Here is a 16,037-nt window from a genome sequence, read left to right on the forward strand (position 1 = left end):
ACGGTTGGAGCCACGGGGCGCATGGGCTAAAGTGTCGGCCTGCTTTTTCATGTGCGATCGCGACTGATGAACCCCTTAGACGTACTGCGTGACTCCCTGTATTTCTTCCGCCGCAACCTGGCCGGCATCGCCCAGCTGTGCCTGCCGCTGCTGGTGCTCGAAGCCCTGGCCTCGCAAGTGGTGCAACACAGCATCGGCCCCGATGCCTTGCCTATGTATGACATCGCCGTGGGCCTGCTGTTCTACCCGCTGTACACCGGCGCCCTGATTCTGTTCCTCGATGCCCGCAGCCAGGGCCTGCAACCGCTCAAGCGCAATCTGCTGGCGGCCACGCTGCAGATGTGGCCGTTCTTCGCCGTGCTGGCGGCCACCAGCACGCTGTTGATCATGCTGGGCCTGTCGCTGTTCATCCTGCCCGGGGTGTACGTGATGATCCGACTGGTGTTCGCCGAGTACTTGCTGGTACTGCGAGGCCTTACCCCCATGGCGGCCATGCGCGACAGTTTCCAGCTGACCCAGGGGCACCTGCTGCCCATTGCCACCTGTGTGTTCGGCTCGCTGGTGCCGCTATGGGCCATCGACCTGGCCAGCAATACCGTCTGGCCTGACCCCAGCCACTGGCAAATGTTGCTGCTCGATAGCCTCAACGGCTTCCTGCAATTGTTCACCAGCGTGGTGGCCTACCGCCTGTACATGTTGCGCGTGGGCAAGACCGGCCAGGCGTGAGGCCTTGGGCCGGGGCGTCGGCTCGGTTATGCTCAGGGGCATTGCCACGCCATAAGCCGAGCCGATGACCCGACTACTGCGCAATACCCTGCTGGTGCTGGTGACCCTGGCGCTGTTGCTGGCGGTGCTGGTGTACACCCTGACCTGGCACCCAGAGCCCCGGGAAAAACTGACACGCATGTGCCGCGGCGCTGCGCCGCAACTGGTGCCTGGCCAGGCGCTGAAGGTGATGACCTGGAACGTGCAGCACCTGGCGGGCAAGCAGTACGTGTTCTGGTACGACCTGCCCGGTGGCAACGGCCCGGATGAGCGCGCTACCTCTGAAGACCTGGCGTACAACCTCGATGAAGTGGCGCGGGTCATCCGTGACGAGGCACCCGACCTGGTGCTGCTGCAGGACCTGGACGACGGCGCCAAGGCCAGCGATTACCAGGACCAGCTGGCGTTGCTGCGCGCCCGCATCGTCGACCTCTACCCCTGCGACGTCGAGTCCTTCGACTGGAAAGCCGATTTCGTGCCCGACCCGCATATCCTGGGCAGCGTTGGCCGCAAACTGGTGACCCTCAGCCGCTACCAGATCGTCCAGGCCGAGCGCCTGCAACTGCCAGGCCGCCCGCGCTGGAGCAACCCGTTCGCACCGCAGCGGGCCCTGCTTACCAGCTACTTGCCGATACAGGGTGGCGGCCAACTGGCGGTGCTCAACACCAACCTGGACAAGCCCGCCTCGGGAAGCGACCTGCAGGGCCAGCAGATGCAAGCCATCCTCAAGCGCATCGACCGCATGGAAAGCCATGGCACCCCATGGTTGCTGGGCGGCAACCTCAATGCCTTGCCCCTGGGCCAGACACTGCGCCTGAGCCAGGCGCAGCAAGCCACCTACCCGGCGGACAGCCCCTTGCACTTGCTGTGGGACCGTTACCCCATGATCCCGGACAACCAGGAAGCCAGCGGCGCGGACCGAAGCGACTGGTTCACCTACTACCCCAACGACCCGGCGGTGCCAGGCCCGGACCGCACGCTGGATTACCTGTTCCACAGTCCCAAGCTCACGCGCATGGAAGCGCGGGTGCGGCAGGAGGACACCGAGGAAATTGCCGATCACCTGCCGTTGATGGCGCGGCTGTTGTTGCCGCCGCCGGCTAATTGAGGGATAGGCGCCGAGAGTTCCAGACAGATAGGCGCTGGCCGCTTCCCGAGCTTCGCCCGGTCCCACAATGGACCGTGGTGCTCCGCGACACACCGGTCCATGCCAATCACTGTGGGACCGGGCGCCAGCTCGGGAACCAGGCACCGCGGTCTTCCTGACAGATACAGGCTGGCCGCTTCCCGAGCTTCGCCCGGTCCTACAATGGACCGTGGTGCTCCGCGACACACCGGTCCGTGCCAATCACTGTGGGACCGGGCGCCAGCTCGGGAACCAGGCACCGCGGTCTTCCTGACAGATACAAGCTGGCCGCTTCCCGAGCTTCGCCCGGTCCTACAATGGAACACGGTACACGCCAATCCCTATAGGACCGGGTGCCTCGGGCCTGCACCTTTCATTTTCTAGGCTTGATGCGCGCCGTGGCCTCCGCCACCAACGGATCATCCGGCCAGTAGTGCTTTGGATAGCGCCCCTTCAGGTCTTTCTTCACTTCGGCATAAGTGGTACGCCAGAAGTTGGCCAGGTCCTGGGTGACCTGCACCGGGCGCCGCGCCGGCGACAGCAGGTGCAGCTTGACCTGCAGGCGACCATTGGCGATGCGCGGGGTGTCTTCCAGGCCGAACAGTTCTTGCAGGCGCACCGCCAGGATCGGCGGCAGCTCGCTGTAGTCCAGCCGTACGTTGCTGCCTGATGGCACGGTGAGGTGCTGCGGCGCCCATTCGTCCAGGCGCTGGGGCAGCGGCCAGGGCAAGGCGTTGCGCAGAATGGAGGACAGGTCCAGGTTGCCGAAGTGGCTCAGTCGGGTGACTTTCCCCAAGTAAGGTTCCAGCCAGTCTTCCAGCGTTGCCAGCAGCGCGGCGTCGCTGACGTCCGGCCATTCGCTGGCGCCTTGTTTGTCGAGGTCCAGTTGGCGTAGCAGACCGACCCGGGCCTGCCACTGGCGCAGCTCGGGGGTCCAGGGCAGCAGTTCCAGGCCTTTGCGCCGCACCAGGCTGGCCAGGGCGTGCGCCCTGGCTGCGTCGTCCAGCCCGGGTAATGGCTCACGGCTGAGCACCAGCTCGCCGACCTTGCGCTGGCGTTCGGCGCGCAGCACGCCTTCGCGCTCGTCCCATTCCAATTGATCCACTTGGCGCACTTGCTCGGCCAGTACGCCGTCCAACAGCTGCGCGTCGAAATAGGTGGCCAGGTAGATGCGCTCTTCGCGCTGGCCCTGGCGGCTGCCCAGGTCAGCGATGACGATCCACTCGTGTTTCATCAGCGCGTCCGGTTCGCCGAATTGGGCAGCGCGGCCGTTGGCCAGACGGTATTCGCCGCCACCGGCCCGGCGTTGCTGGGCGACGCGGTCCGGGTAGGCCAGCGCCAGCAACGCGCCCAGCCAGCGCGGGTGCTGGGGATCGGCCACCGGCTGGCGGCCATTGCCCTTGAGGTAGCCGCGGTATTGCCTGGCCAGTTGCCGTACACGCTGGACACCGCCCTGGCTGCCGCGCGCACCGCGCTGCTCGCCTGACACCAGGCCCAGACGGCTGTGCAGGTCGGCGCCGGCGCCACGCAGGATGTCGCGTTCGCCCAGCAATGCCGCAACGTCGCAGGCCAGGTCCGCCAGCCCCAGAGCATGCCCGCGCAACAGCAAATGGGCGATGCGTGGGTGGGCAGGCAACTGGGCCATGGCCTGGCCATGGTCAGTGAGGCTGACCGCGCCCGCGTCAGCCAGCGCCCCCAGGCGTACCAACAGGTCCAGGGCCTGGTTGTAGGCAGCCGCCGGGGGCAGGTCGAGCCAGCTCAACTGGCCGGGCGTGACGCCCCAGCGCCCCAGTTGCAGGGCCAGCCCTGCCAGGTCGGCCTGGAGGATTTCAGCGGCGCCATACGCCGCCAATTGCTCATGCTGGGCCTCTGACCACAGGCGGTAGCACACGCCCGGTTCCAACCGCCCTGCCCGGCCAGCGCGCTGGGTGGCGCTGGCGCGGGAGATACGCTGGGTGTCCAACCGGGTCATGCCGCTGCCCGGGTCGAAGCGCGGCACCCGTGCCAGGCCCGCATCAATGACCACGCGCACGCCGTCGATGGTGAGGCTGGTCTCGGCGATGTTGGTGGCCAGCACCACCTTGCGCTTCCCGGCAGGTGCCGGGTCAATAGCAGCACGCTGGGCGGCCAGGTCCAGTTCGCCGTGCAGCGGGCACAACAGCACGTTGCCACCTTCGCCCAAGGCTTCAGCCAACTGCTGGTGCACGCGGCGAATCTCGGCCTGGCCCGGCAGAAATACCAGGACGCTACCGGTCTCGTCGTTGAGCGCTTCAAGCACGGTGTTGACCACCCGCGGCTCCACGTATTCACCCGGCTGGAACGGCCGGCTCCAGCGGATATCCACCGGGAACATGCGCCCTTCGCTGCGCACCACGGGGGCGTTATCCAGCATGGCGGCCAGGCGCTCGCCTTCCAGGGTGGCCGACATCAGCAGGATCTTCAGCGGCGGGTCATCGCGCAGCAGTTCGCGACCGTTGAGGCTCAGTGCAAGCGCCAGGTCGGCGTCCAGGCTGCGTTCATGGAACTCGTCAAAGATCACCAGCCCCACGCCCTCCAGCGCCGGGTCTTCCTGCAGGCGCCGCGCAAGGATGCCCTCGGTCACAACCTCGATACGGGTTTTAGGGCCAACCCTGCTTTCCAGGCGAATGCGGTAACCCACGGTTTCACCGACCTTCTCCCCCAACTCACTGGCCAGGCGCTCGGCCGCCGCGCGGGCCGCCAGGCGCCGTGGCTCCAGCATGAGAATGGTCTGGCCCGCCAGCCATGGCTCATCGAGCAGCGCCAGCGGCACCCGGGTGGTTTTACCAGCACCGGGCGGGGCTTCGAGGACCGCTTCGTGGCGGGCCGAAAGGGCTTCACGAAGGGCTGGCAGAACGGCATCAATCGGCAATGAAATCATGGTGGCTCCCAAGCAAGCCGACGAGTATAACGGCGAACCCGCGCCCTATTATCATGGTCTTATCTACTGGTAACGGCGTTTTGCCTGTAACGTTGTGTCCTTCATTACGGAGATTCCCATGCGTATTCCTTCGCGTTTGATCGGCGGTGTCCTGGTGGGCGCCCTGCTGACCCAGGTGACTGCCTGCGGCAGCCTGTTCTACCCTGATCGTCGCGGCCAGATCGACGGCCATGTCGACCCGGTCATCGTCATCGCCGACGCCGTGGGCCTGTTGTTCTATATCATCCCGGGCCTGATCGCGTTCGGCGTCGATTTCGCCACTGGCGCCATCTACTTCCCTCACGGCAAGACAGCCCAGGTAGCCCCGGAAAAACTCCGCGAGGCGGTGACCGCCGATGGCAAGGTAGACCGGGCGAAACTGGAAGCTATCCTGCAGAACGAACTGGGCCGCAGCCTGCCCCTGAACGACCCGCGCCTGATCGAAAGCCGTGGCAGCGTCGAACAGCTGGCAATGTTCGGCCTCAAACCCGCCGCGTAAGAAAAGGCCCCCATGACCCCATCCGCTCGCCACATCAAACTGCTGCGCCTGGCCACCCGCGCTTCGCTGACGGTGGCCGCCATTCTGATCATCGCCAAGGCCGTGGCCTGGTGGTTGAGCGGGTCGGTCAGCTTGCTGGCCGGCCTCACCGACTCGGTACTGGACGGCGCCACTTCATTCCTCAACCTGCTGGCGGTGCATTACGCCCTGCGCCCGGCCGATGATGACCACCGTTACGGCCACGGCAAAGCAGAGGCCATGGCAGGCATGGCCCAGGCGCTGTTCATCGGTTTCAGTGCGGTGCTGATCGCCTACCAGGCGGTCGAGCGGCTGCACAACCCGCAACCACTGGGCCAGGCAGGCCTGGGCATCGCAGTGATGGTGCTGTCGCTGGTGCTCACGGCAGGGTTGCTGGCCATCCAGTACAAGGTCATCCGCGAAACCGGCTCCACGGCCATTCGCGCGGACTCCTTGCATTACCGCTCGGACATGATGCTCAACGGCAGCATTCTGGTAGCGCTGCTGCTGGCACAGTTCGGCCTCGGCCAGATGGACGCCTTTTTCGGCCTGGGTATTTCCCTGTATATCCTCTGGAGCGCGGTACAGATCGCCCGGGAAAGCTCGGCCATCCTGATGGACCAGGAACTGCCGGCCGATGTCAGCGAGCAGATGCTGGCCCTGGCCTGTGGTGTGCCCGGCGTACTGGGCGCCCATGACCTGCGCACGCGCATGTCCGGCAACCACTGGTTCGTGCAGTTGCACCTGGAACTGCCAGGCCACCTGACCCTGACCGCCGCCCACGACCTGTGCGAACAAGTGGAGGCAGCGATCATGAAGACCTACCCACAGGCCGAAGTGCTGGTGCACGCCGACCCGCAGGAAGTGCTCAAGGCCAGCCGCACCGACCCGCGTCAGTACACCCTGTAACCGCGGGTGGTCAGGCAGGAGCCGAAGGCGTTGCGGTAGCCGTACACCACGGCCTCTTCAGGCGCATAGGTGGCAGTGGCCGGGTCGAATCCGGTCTGCTGCACCGCCTGGCGATAGCACTCGTACTTGTCCTGAGCCATCTGCTCGGGGCTCTGGCCGTAGGCCGGGTACAGGTTCACGTCATAGGGGTTGGGCGCGGGCTCCGGCTGGGCGGTGGGCGGGTTGACCACCTGGTACTCCTGGCTCGAGTCCAGCCACTGGTAGTAGCTGCCTGCGGCGAGGAAGAACAGTGCGCCGCCCACCCATACTTCGCGGGCATAGTCCGGCAGGTAACGGGTACGGATACCATAAGGCGGTGACACCACTATGTAGCGCGGGCCTTCAGGCCGGTACCAGTAGCCCCCCGAGAAAAAGTAGTCGCCCCCCCGGTATGGCACGCGGTAGGACTGCCCGGGGAAACGGTCGACGAACTGCCCGGGCCGGTATTGCGGGCCAGGGCCCCAGCCATTGCCATGACCATCGGGGCGGCCAGGCCAGCGGCGGTCATCACGACGGTCGCGGTTGGGCATGTCGGCGTAGTTGCCGCGAATGGGCGGCTGGGTCTGGCGCACTTCATCGGGCTTGGGCCGAATGGAGGGCTGCTCGAAATTCTGCGCGGGGCGGTTGTCGAACTGGTTGCGGTTGTTCGGGTCCTGGGCGCGCGGGAAGTCCTGCTGGTGAAACTGGTACTGGCCACTCTGCTGCTGCGGGCGCGGCTGTTGCTGCTGCACGGGTGGCTGCTGCGGTTGGCGCTGAGGCTCGGGGCGGTTGAAATTCTGCTGCTGACGCGCAGGCTCGTCCCGGTTGAAGTTCTGCTGGTGAAACTGGTATTGCCCGCTCTGCTGCACCGGGCGCTGTTGCTGCTGTTGTTGCTGAGGTGGTTGTTGCGGCTGCGGGTGATTCTGCTGCTGTTGCGGCTGCGGGTGGTTTTGCTGCCCTTGCGGTCCATGCTGGTTGCCCCGCTGTTCTTCTTGCGAGTTTGGCCCTTCGGCCAGGGTTTGAGCGCTGACACTCACACAGAGCAAACCAACACCTGCCAACTGCCAGATGCGCGACTTCATGCTTTTCCTCACGGGGGTTAGGGCGTACAGACAAGACTGGAAACGACCTTTCGGTTCTTCAAGTCTATCAGGGTGTATGAGGAGGGTATCGGCGGGGACATGATTTTGTTGCGCGGTTTTTTTACAGCGCCCACAAAGAAAGAAGGGAGGCCCGTCGGCCTCCCTTTAGTGTCTTCCGTCCGGCTCGACGCTTGTGGCGCCGGCTCACCTCACGCTGTCTTCTGGACCGCGTGCAACCCGGGGGCCAACGCATCCCCTGTGGGGGTGGTGGCCGCGACCTGCCTGCTTGGGCGGGTCGCAGTGGACTCATGTCCGGGTAGTGATTCTGGGTATAAGCATAAGACGAAGGCGGCGGCAGGGGATTGCGAAGATTGCTGATGAAAACATCACTTGCGCAATTTTTGCCTTCAGATGGATAATTTGCAGCAATATTAAAGATCAAGGGCAGATCCATGAGCAAGCTGGACCGTTATGACCTGAGCATTCTCGCCGAATTGCAGCGCGATGCCCGCATCTCCAACCAGGAACTGGCCGAACGCATCGGCCTGTCGCCTTCGCCCTGCTCGCGCCGGGTCAAGCAACTGGAAGATGACGGTTACATCACTCGCCAGGTCGCCCTGCTGGACCGCAAGATGCTCAGCCTGAGCCTGACGGCCTACGTGAACATCGGCATGGACCGCCACACCCCCGAGCGCTTCGAGAATTTCGAAGCCGCCGTGCGCGCCCTGCCCCAGGTGCTGGAATGCAGCCTGGTGACCGGCATGGAAGCGGACTACCTGCTCAAGGTGGTGGTGCCCGACATGGACCACTATCAAAAACTGCTGCTGGGCCACCTGACCCGCATCGAGGGCGTGACCAGCGTGCGTTCCAGCTTTGTGCTGAACCAGGTGCTGTCCAGCACCGAACTGCCGCTGACCCACCTGCGCACCTGAGGAACGGCCACATGGACCCGGATGTATTCGAAGGCTGGATGCTGCGAATTCTCGTCACTGCCCTGGTGGGGTTCATGGGGTTTATCGTCTGGGACCTGGCGAAGAAGTCCAGGGCCGGGCGGCTGGGCACCCTGATCCTGTTCGCGGTGCTGGGGCTGGGCGTGCTGGCGTTCATCATCAAGACCGTGGTGATCGCGGTGATCGAGTCGCGCTAGGCAGTTGGGCTTGCGGCTTGCCTGATGGTGCGCGGCGATCGTGACGCGGCCAGGTCCGCGGCTACAGTTTGGCGGGTACTTCGCGGTATTTGCCCTGTTCCAGGCCGTCCAGTGCCCAATCCCCAATGCGCACGCGCACCAGGCGCAAGGTGGGCAGGCCCACCGCCGCCGTCATGCGCCGAACCTGGCGGTTGCGGCCTTCCTTGATGATCAGTTCCAGCCAATGGGTGGGCACGCTCTTGCGGAACCGTACCGGCGGGTCGCGCGGCCACAGGTCCGGCTCTGCCAGCAGACGCGCCTGGGCCGGCAGGGTCATGCCGTCGTTGAGCTCCACGCCCTGGCGCAACCGCTGCAAGTGCTCCTCGGTTGGTTCGCCCTCCACCTGCACCCAATAGGTCTTGGCCAACTTGTGTTTGGGGTCGGCGATGCGCGCTTGCAACTGGCCGTCGTTGGTCAGCAGCAACAACCCTTCGCTGTCGCGGTCCAGGCGCCCGGCCGGGTAGATGCCTGGGATGTCGATGAAGTCCTTGAGCGTCGCCCGCCCTTCGCCGTCGCTGAACTGGGTCAGCACGTCGAAGGGCTTGTTGAACAGGATCAACCGCGGCTCGGCCGGCGGCGCCTTGGCCACGCGCCGTGGTTGCCCGGGCTTGGTAGAGGGTTTGGTGCCCGGGCGGCGAGGGTTGGAACGCGGTGGCAAAGACATGGCGAAGGCTATCAAGGCAACTGGGCCGACTATGCTAGTGGGCCCGGCCGCTTTGGGCAAACCTCAACGGAACGGCGGTTCGTCGAAGCTGCGCAGTTTGCGCGAGTGCAACGAGTTCAGCTCGGTGCGCAGCAGGTCCAGCGCGGCGATGCCGATCTTCAGGTGCTGGCTGACCGCCCGGTTGTAGAAGGCATTGGCCGAACCCGGCAGCTTGATCTCGCTGTGCAGCGGCTTGTCGGACACACACAGCAACGTGCCGTACGGTACGCGCAGGCGGTAACCCTGGGCGGCGATGGTGCCGCTTTCCATGTCCACGGCCACGGCACGGGACAGGTTGATCAACGGCCGTTCCTGGGCCCAGCGCAGCTCCCAGTTGCGGTCGTCATAAGTCAGCACGGTACCGGTGCGCAGGCGTTTCTTCAGCTCATCGCCACGCTCGCCGGTGATTTGCGCCGCTGCCTCCTGCAGGGCCATCTGCACTTCGGCCAGGGCCGGGATCGGGATGTTCGGCGGCAGCACGCGGTCGAGGATGCCGTCCTGGCGCATGTAGGCGTGGGCCAGCACATAGTCGCCGATGGTCTGGGATTGGCGTAGCCCGCCACAGTGGCCGATCATCAACCAGCAATGTGGGCGCAGCACCGCCAGGTGGTCAGTGATGTTCTTGGCGTTGGAGGGGCCCACGCCGATGTTGACCAGGGTCACGCCATCGCCATCGGCGGCGATCAGGTGGTAGGCCGGCATCTGGTAGCGGTGCCAGACCACGCTGTCGACCAGCGCCTGGGCCTGCTCGGTGTTCATGCTTTTATCGATGACCACGTTGCCGGGCATGACCATGCGCACGAAGCGCGGGTCGCTTTGCAGTTGCTCCAGGCCGTGGCTGACGAACTGGTCAACATAGCGGTGGTAGTTGGTGAGCAGAATCCACGGCTGCACATGGCGCCAGTCGCTGCCGGTGTAGTGGATCAGGCGGCGCAGGGAGAAGTCCACGCGGGCGGCGTCGAACAGCGCCAATGGCATCGGGTCGGCAGTGGCCCAGTCATACAGGCCGTCGGCGACACCGTCAGTGGCGGCGGACAGGTCGGTGCTGGGAAATACCCTTGCCAGGGCCGCGGCGGTGACGCCACTGCCAGCCAGCTCATCGCCTTGCTCCACCACGTAGGGGTACGGAATGTTCTGCTCGCTGACACCCACTTCGACCGTGACGGAAAAGTCGCGCATCAGCGGTCGCAATTGGTCCAGCAGGTAAGTGCGAAAAGCCGCGGGCTGGGTGACGGTCACTGAATAGGTACCCGGCGACTGCACCTTGGCGTAGGCACGGGTGATGGGCGGCACTTCGCCGCTGTAGGTGTAAGTGACGCGCAATTCGGGGTAGCGGAACTGGGCCCGCTGGGCAGCGTCGGGCTCGCTGCGATCCTTGAGGTACTGCTTGAGGGCCTGGCTCAGGGCCTGGGTAGCCCGTTCATGCAGTTCAGCCAGACGATCGACGGCTTGTTCGGCGGTTTCGACAACAACAAAGGCTTGAGTCACGGTGCGCTTCCTGTCTGATCTTGCAGACCTCCATCTTGCCTGTAACAACAGGCAAAGGCACGCCTTCCGATAACAGACGATCAGCCCGGTGCTGCGAGGGATCGCCGCGATTACAGGGTTGCCGGCGTTGAACGCTGCACCAGTGCCTGCACATCCAGGCCGCGCGGCAGCACGCCATAGACGCGCCCGCCACTGCCCAGTCGGCTGGCGATGAAGGCATCGCTGACCACGGTATTGCCTGCCTCCAGCAACAACTTCGCCTGCACGGCCAGGGCAATGTCCTCGGTCAATTGCCGGGCGCGGTACTGGATGTCAGCGGTATCAGTGAACGCGTCTTTCAGGTGGTCGATGTGCGCCACCAGGCGCCGGTCGCCATGGCCATCGCCCAGCTCGGCGAACAATGCGTCGAGCACGCCTGGCTCCTTGGACAAGGCGCGAAGCACGTCCAGGCACTGCACGTTGCCCGAGCCCTCCCACGTGGAATTCACAGGCGCCTCGCGGTAAAGCCGCGGCAGGATGCTGTCTTCCACATAACCGGCACCGCCCATGCATTCGGCCGCTTCGTTGATCATGGCCGGGGCCCGCTTGCAGATCCAGTATTTGCCCACGGCGGTCATCAGCCGGGCGAAGCGGGCCTGCTGGCCGTCGCCCAGGTGGTCCAGCGCCTGGCCCATGCGCAGGCTCAAGGCCAGGGCGGCTTCGCTTTCCAGGGCCAGGTCGGCCAGCACATTCTGCATCAACGGCTGATCGGCCAGCAGGCGCCCGCCTACCTGGCGATGCGCGCAATGATGCGCAGCCTGGGTCAGGGCCTGACGCATCAGGGCACTGGAGCCGACCATGCAATCAAAGCGAGTCATGGCCACCATTTCGATGATGGTGGGCACGCCTCGGCCTTCTTCACCGATCATCCAGGCCAAGGCTCCCCGAAATTCGACCTCGCTGGAGGCGTTGGAGCAATTGCCCAGTTTGTTCTTCAGGCGCTGGATGTAGAACTCGTTACGCGTATCGTCGGGGCGGTGGCGTGGCAGCAGGAAACAGCTCAAGCCCTTGTCGGTCTGCGCCAGGGTCAGGAAGGCATCGCACATGGGCGCCGAGCAGAACCATTTGTGCCCCACCAGTTCGTAAGCCTGGCCTGGCCCCGGCGAACCCACGGCGAACGCCCGAGTGGTGTTGGCGCGCACATCGGTACCGCCCTGCTTCTCGGTCATCGCCATGCCCAAGGTAACCCCGGCCTTGTGGGCCATACCGACGTTGCGCGGGTCATATTCGGTGGCCAGCACCTTGGGCAGCCATTGCTCGGCCAGGTCCGGTTGCAACCGCAGCGCCGGTACACTGGCGAAGGTCATGGTCAACGGGCAACCGCTGCCGGCCTCGGCCTGGCTATGCAGGTAGGTCATGCCGGCGCGGGCCACGTGGGCGCCGGGCTGGGGGTGAGCCCAAGGCAGGGACGGCAGGCCATGCTCGATGGCCGTGCGCATCAGCTCGTGATAAGCGGGGTGGAATTCCACCAGGTCGACCCGGTGGCCGTAGCGGTCGTGGCTGTTGAACACGGGTTTATGCTGGTTGGCCAGGAAACCAGCCGCCATCAGCGGCCCGCCTGCCAGCGCGCCATAGGCGTCGATGCGCGACTCGGCCCAGCCACCGCCGCAACGGCGCACCCATTCCTGCAGCGGCAGGTCGATACGCCACAGGTTGGCGCCGTCCAGCGAGGGCGGCTGGTTCGTGACTTCGTGGGTCTCGGCGAACTGATGCAGGTTCATCGCAGGCTCCTGGGGGCGGGTTCCTGCCCCAGTGAAGCACGCTGAAGCCCTGCATCAAAGTGTCATTTCGGCCTAACTGCCGGCGCTTTCGCCCTGCGCTTGCACCAATAGCCAGCGATGCAGCGCCGCCTGCAATTCCTCGAAACGCACGGGGCGGTTGAGGCAGTCACTCATGCCCGCTTCCAGGCAGCGCTGGCGCTCATGGCGCTGCGCGATCACCGCCAGCACCGGCAAGCGTGCGCACCCCGGCAGTTCACGCAGGCGCCGGGTGGTGGCGAAGGCATCGGTCAACGGCGTCTGGCAGTCCAGCAGCACCGCATCGAAGCGCTCGCGGTGCAACAGTTCAAGGGCGGTGATGCCATCGTCGGCAGTGCGCACCCGGTATCCGAGCTTGAGCAGCATGCCGCGAATCACCAGCTGGTTGATGCTGTTGTCGTCTACCAGCAATACCGTGCAGTCCTGCGGCTGGCGTTGCGGGCGTTGAGGCCCGGGGCGCAGGCCAGGCGGGGCATTGCCTGCGCGGTGCACCACACCCAGCGGGACACGCAATTCGAACCAACTACCGTGGCCAGGCTCGGAGTGGTGGCTGAGTTCACCCCCCATCAGGTCGGCCAATTGCCTGCAAATCGCCAGGCCTATTCCCAGGCCGCCGTACTCACGGGTCATGGAGCCGTCCACCTGGGAAAACCGCTGGTACAGCGCCGCATCAGCCAACTGACTGAAGCCGATGCCGGTATCGCTGACCCTGAAGCTCAGTTCCAAGCTGTCAGCGGTGCGGGTACCGGCACGAACGCGCAAGCCTACCGCGCCTTGGCGAGTGAATTTGATGGCGTTGTCCAGCAGGCAGCCCAGGCACAGCGCCAGCTTTTTCGAATCGCCCTGCAGGCGCTCGGGCAGGTCACTGTCGGTTTCCACGGAAAACGCCAGGTGCTTGGCCTGTGCCGGGCGGATGAACTGCATCTGCAGGTTGTCCAGCAGCGCCTGCACGCCGAACGGTTCGTGGCGCGGGTAGAGCTTGCCGGCCTGCAGTTCGGTGAGGATGAGGATGTCGTCGACCATGCGCATCATGTCCCGCGCGGAACCTGCGGCGGTCTGCTGATACTGGGCAAGTTCGGCGTCCATGGGCACCGTCTGCATCAGTTCCAGCGAACCGATGACGCCATTCATGGGCGTACGCAGTTCGTGGGTGACGGTCGCCAGGAACTCGTCCTTCAGGCGGTTGCTGTTGGCCAGTTGCTGGTTGAGCAACTCCAGCTTCTGCCCGGCCTCAAGCAGCACCCGGGCCTGCTGCTCGCGCATGGAGTTTATGCGGTCGGCCAGCGCCAGGGACAACAGGCCCACCTCCAGTGCCGAGCCTATCTGGCTGGCGTACATGGTGATGAACACGTTGGGCAGGTAGCCCAGCACCATCAGCGTATTGATGACGCCGCCTGCGAGGAAGGCGGTCCAGGCAATGATGAAGTAGCGCGCCAGGCGCAGGCCATGCCACCAGGCAATCAGGCCAGCGCTGAAGATCACCACGGTAAATACCAGCGCCAGGGCCGTGGCCAGGCGCAAGGCCAGGGCATAGGTGGAGGCCAGGGACATGAGCATGGTTATCGCGCCCCAGCCCATCAGCACCATCAGGATGCGGTCGAGCCAGCGGCTGTGGTCGGCGGTCTGCAGGAAGCTGCGGGCAAACTGGCTGCCGAACAGCGCGGCGGAACCGATGAGCAGGGGCGTGGACGCATTGGCCCACCAGGGGTTCTCCGGCCAGAAGTACTGCACCCCGGCGCCGTTGACCGACACCTGGTACAGGCCGAACGAGGCGATATAGAGGATGTAATAGAGGTAGCTTCGGTCGCGCACGCTCAGGTAGATGAACAGGTTGTACACCAGCATCCCCAACAGCACCCCGTAGATCAGCCCCAACACATACAGACGCGTGGGCTGGTCTTCCAGGTAGGCGGTGTAGGACCACAGGTTCAGCGGTGCCTGCACCGAGCCTTCGCTGTGGATACGCAGGTACACGGTCTTCTGCTCGTTGGCGGGAAACGGAATGGCGAAGACGTAATTGTTCTGCTTGATCTGACGCACCGAGTACGGCAGTTCATCGCCGGTGTGCTCGTTCAGGCGGTACACGCCACGTTTGTCGGGCAGGAACAGTTCGATACTGTCCATGGGCGGGTAGGCCAACTCCAGCAGCCAGTTGCCCACGGCGTCGGGCTCCCTGGGCACGAAGCGCAGGTCTACCCGCAGCCAGAAAACCGACCGTGAGTAACCCGCGTTGAGCACAGCTTCGTTCTGGCGATGGAATTTGTCGGCGAAGCCCGCGGAGCTCACCTGTTCGATGCTGGCCCTGCCATCGACGTCTTCGTACACCTGCATCACGTGCCCCAGGGGAAGGGTGCGCGTGGACTCGTCGAAATCGAGCGCGCAGGCAAGCATCGGTAGCCAGCCCACCAGTAGTATCAGCAAATAGCGCATACAGCCCCAGCGTAGCCTGCACGAGCGCGTCAGGAAGCCCCCATTCCCTTTGAGACGACGTCGTCCGGCAGTGCCTGTTATCGGTTTCGGAGCACTCTAGCATAGCTTCTGGCCACTAGCGCACCGCTGGTAAAAATTTGTATCGAAGGCTCTATAACAGCACTTTCAGCGACCATCGGTCGATTATTGCTGGCCATTACGACAAAAAATCCAATTGCACCTGTCCGCCCCGCAAAAGCGTTTGGTGGTAAGCTCGCGCACCATGAATATCTATAGCTCCCGCCCCGTTGTCCTCTGTCTCTCCGGCCACGACCCCAGTGGCGGCGCCGGCCTGCAGGCAGATATCGAAGCCCTGATTGCCCAAGGCTGTCACGCTGCCCCCGCAGTGACCGCCCTGACCGTTCAGGACACTGTCAATGTCACCGACTTCCGTGTACTGGACCGCGAGTGGGTAATGGCCCAGGCCAATGCCGTGCTCAACGATTCCGAGGTGGCAGCGGTCAAGCTGGGCATGCTCGGCTCGCTGGAAATGGTCGACACCGTGGTCGAGCTGCTCAGCGCGCACCCGCACCTGCCCATGGTCTGCGACCCGGTGCTGCGTGCCGGTGGCGGGGGCCGGCTGGGCAAGGACGAGGTCGGCTACGCCATGCGCGAACGCCTGCTGCCCCTGGCGATCATCGCCACCCCGAACCTGCCTGAAGCACGCATCCTCGCCGAACTGCCGGAAGGCACCGCCGATGAGTGCGCGGAGAAACTGCTGCCCTACGTGCGGCATTTGCTGATCACCGGCGGCCACGGCGACGAAGTGCAAATCCACAACCGCCTGTACAGCCGCGACGGTCGGCGCCAGACCTTCACCTGCCAGCGCCTGCCCGGCAGCTATCATGGTTCCGGTTGCACCCTGGCCAGCGCGCTGGCTGGCCGCCTGGCCTTGGGCGAGCAACTGGAAAGCGCCGTGCAATCGGCGCTCGATTACACATGGCGCACCCTGCGTGACGCCGAACAACTGGGCAAGGGCCAATACGTGCCCCGCCGGTTACCGCTGGACTTCTGCTCCTGACGCCACGCCATTTTTGAGG

13 protein-coding genes are annotated in these 16,037 nt (G+C 64.7%); 7 read left to right on the forward strand and 6 right to left on the reverse strand.

The genetic code is table 11. From position 1 onward, the window contains the following. Positions 1-66: 66 nt before the first annotated feature. Both QBK88_RS17855 and QBK88_RS17860 read left to right on the forward strand, forming a co-directional pair. Entirely contained in the window at positions 67-726 is a 660-nt protein-coding gene (locus tag QBK88_RS17855) for a YciC family protein (protein ID WP_277963063.1), read from the forward strand. 64 nt (positions 727-790) lie between these two features. After that, positions 791-1,873, forward strand: coding sequence for an endonuclease/exonuclease/phosphatase family protein (locus tag QBK88_RS17860; RefSeq protein WP_277963064.1), 1,083 nt, complete (start codon positions 791-793; stop codon positions 1,871-1,873). Positions 1,874-2,264: 391 nt separating this feature from the next. Here the strand turns inward: QBK88_RS17860 and hrpB are convergent, their stop codons facing one another. Then, the gene (gene hrpB / locus QBK88_RS17865; protein WP_277963065.1) at positions 2,265-4,790 is read right to left on the reverse strand and encodes an ATP-dependent helicase HrpB; all 2,526 of its coding nucleotides are present in this window, start codon (positions 4,788-4,790) and stop codon (positions 2,265-2,267) included. A 118-nt stretch (positions 4,791-4,908) separates the two neighbouring features. On the opposite strand from hrpB, the gene QBK88_RS17870 reads away from it, so the two are divergent. Together QBK88_RS17870 and QBK88_RS17875 are read left to right on the forward strand one after the other, a co-directional pair. Further along, positions 4,909-5,328: a polyribonucleotide nucleotidyltransferase gene (locus QBK88_RS17870; RefSeq protein WP_277963066.1), complete on the forward strand. Its 420-nt coding sequence runs from the start codon at positions 4,909-4,911 to the stop codon at positions 5,326-5,328. Positions 5,329-5,340: 12 nt separating this feature from the next. Beyond that, complete coding sequence (locus tag QBK88_RS17875) at positions 5,341-6,255, forward strand: cation diffusion facilitator family transporter (protein ID WP_277963067.1); 915 nt, start codon at positions 5,341-5,343, stop codon at positions 6,253-6,255. On the opposite strand, the gene QBK88_RS17880 is transcribed toward QBK88_RS17875, so the two are convergent. Continuing rightward, positions 6,240-7,355: a DUF6515 family protein gene (locus QBK88_RS17880; protein WP_277963068.1), complete on the reverse strand. Its 1,116-nt coding sequence runs from the start codon at positions 7,353-7,355 to the stop codon at positions 6,240-6,242. The two genes, QBK88_RS17875 and QBK88_RS17880, sit on opposite strands and share 16 nt — an antisense overlap. A 452-nt stretch (positions 7,356-7,807) precedes the next feature. On the opposite strand from QBK88_RS17880, the gene QBK88_RS17885 reads away from it, so the two are divergent. After that, positions 7,808-8,287, forward strand: a complete 480-nt coding sequence (locus QBK88_RS17885) for an Lrp/AsnC family transcriptional regulator (RefSeq protein WP_158153490.1) — start codon at positions 7,808-7,810, stop codon at positions 8,285-8,287. Between the two features lie 11 nt (positions 8,288-8,298). Further along, on the forward strand, positions 8,299-8,502 hold the full coding sequence (locus QBK88_RS17890; RefSeq protein ID WP_268148071.1) for a DUF2788 domain-containing protein: 204 nt from the start codon (positions 8,299-8,301) through the stop codon (positions 8,500-8,502). 61 nt (positions 8,503-8,563) lie between these two features. Here the strand turns inward: QBK88_RS17890 and QBK88_RS17895 are convergent, their stop codons facing one another. The 4 genes from QBK88_RS17895 to QBK88_RS17910 all read right to left on the reverse strand — a co-directional run bounded on the left by QBK88_RS17895 (position 8,564) and on the right by QBK88_RS17910 (position 14,958). Then, entirely contained in the window at positions 8,564-9,130 is a 567-nt protein-coding gene (locus QBK88_RS17895; RefSeq protein WP_277963102.1) for a pseudouridine synthase, read from the reverse strand. A gap of 138 nt (positions 9,131-9,268) precedes the next feature. Beyond that, positions 9,269-10,732: an AMP nucleosidase gene (amn, locus tag QBK88_RS17900; RefSeq protein ID WP_277963069.1), complete on the reverse strand. Its 1,464-nt coding sequence runs from the start codon at positions 10,730-10,732 to the stop codon at positions 9,269-9,271. A gap of 110 nt (positions 10,733-10,842) precedes the next feature. Beyond that, entirely contained in the window at positions 10,843-12,492 is a 1,650-nt protein-coding gene (locus QBK88_RS17905; protein ID WP_277963070.1) for an acyl-CoA dehydrogenase family protein, read from the reverse strand. A 72-nt stretch (positions 12,493-12,564) separates the two neighbouring features. After that, positions 12,565-14,958, reverse strand: a complete 2,394-nt coding sequence (locus tag QBK88_RS17910; protein WP_277963071.1) for a hybrid sensor histidine kinase/response regulator — start codon at positions 14,956-14,958, stop codon at positions 12,565-12,567. A gap of 262 nt (positions 14,959-15,220) precedes the next feature. Here QBK88_RS17910 and QBK88_RS17915 point away from each other — a divergent pair, with 262 nt between their 5' ends. Then, positions 15,221-16,018 carry a hydroxymethylpyrimidine/phosphomethylpyrimidine kinase gene (locus tag QBK88_RS17915; protein WP_277963072.1) on the forward strand — a complete coding sequence of 266 codons (798 nt, stop codon included), beginning with the start codon at positions 15,221-15,223 and terminating at the stop codon, positions 16,016-16,018. Positions 16,019-16,037 lie beyond the last annotated feature (19 nt).

Source organism: Pseudomonas sp. RIT-To-2 (assembly GCF_029623465.1).
In the GTDB taxonomy this organism is placed as follows: domain Bacteria; phylum Pseudomonadota; class Gammaproteobacteria; order Pseudomonadales; family Pseudomonadaceae; genus Aquipseudomonas; species Aquipseudomonas silvicola.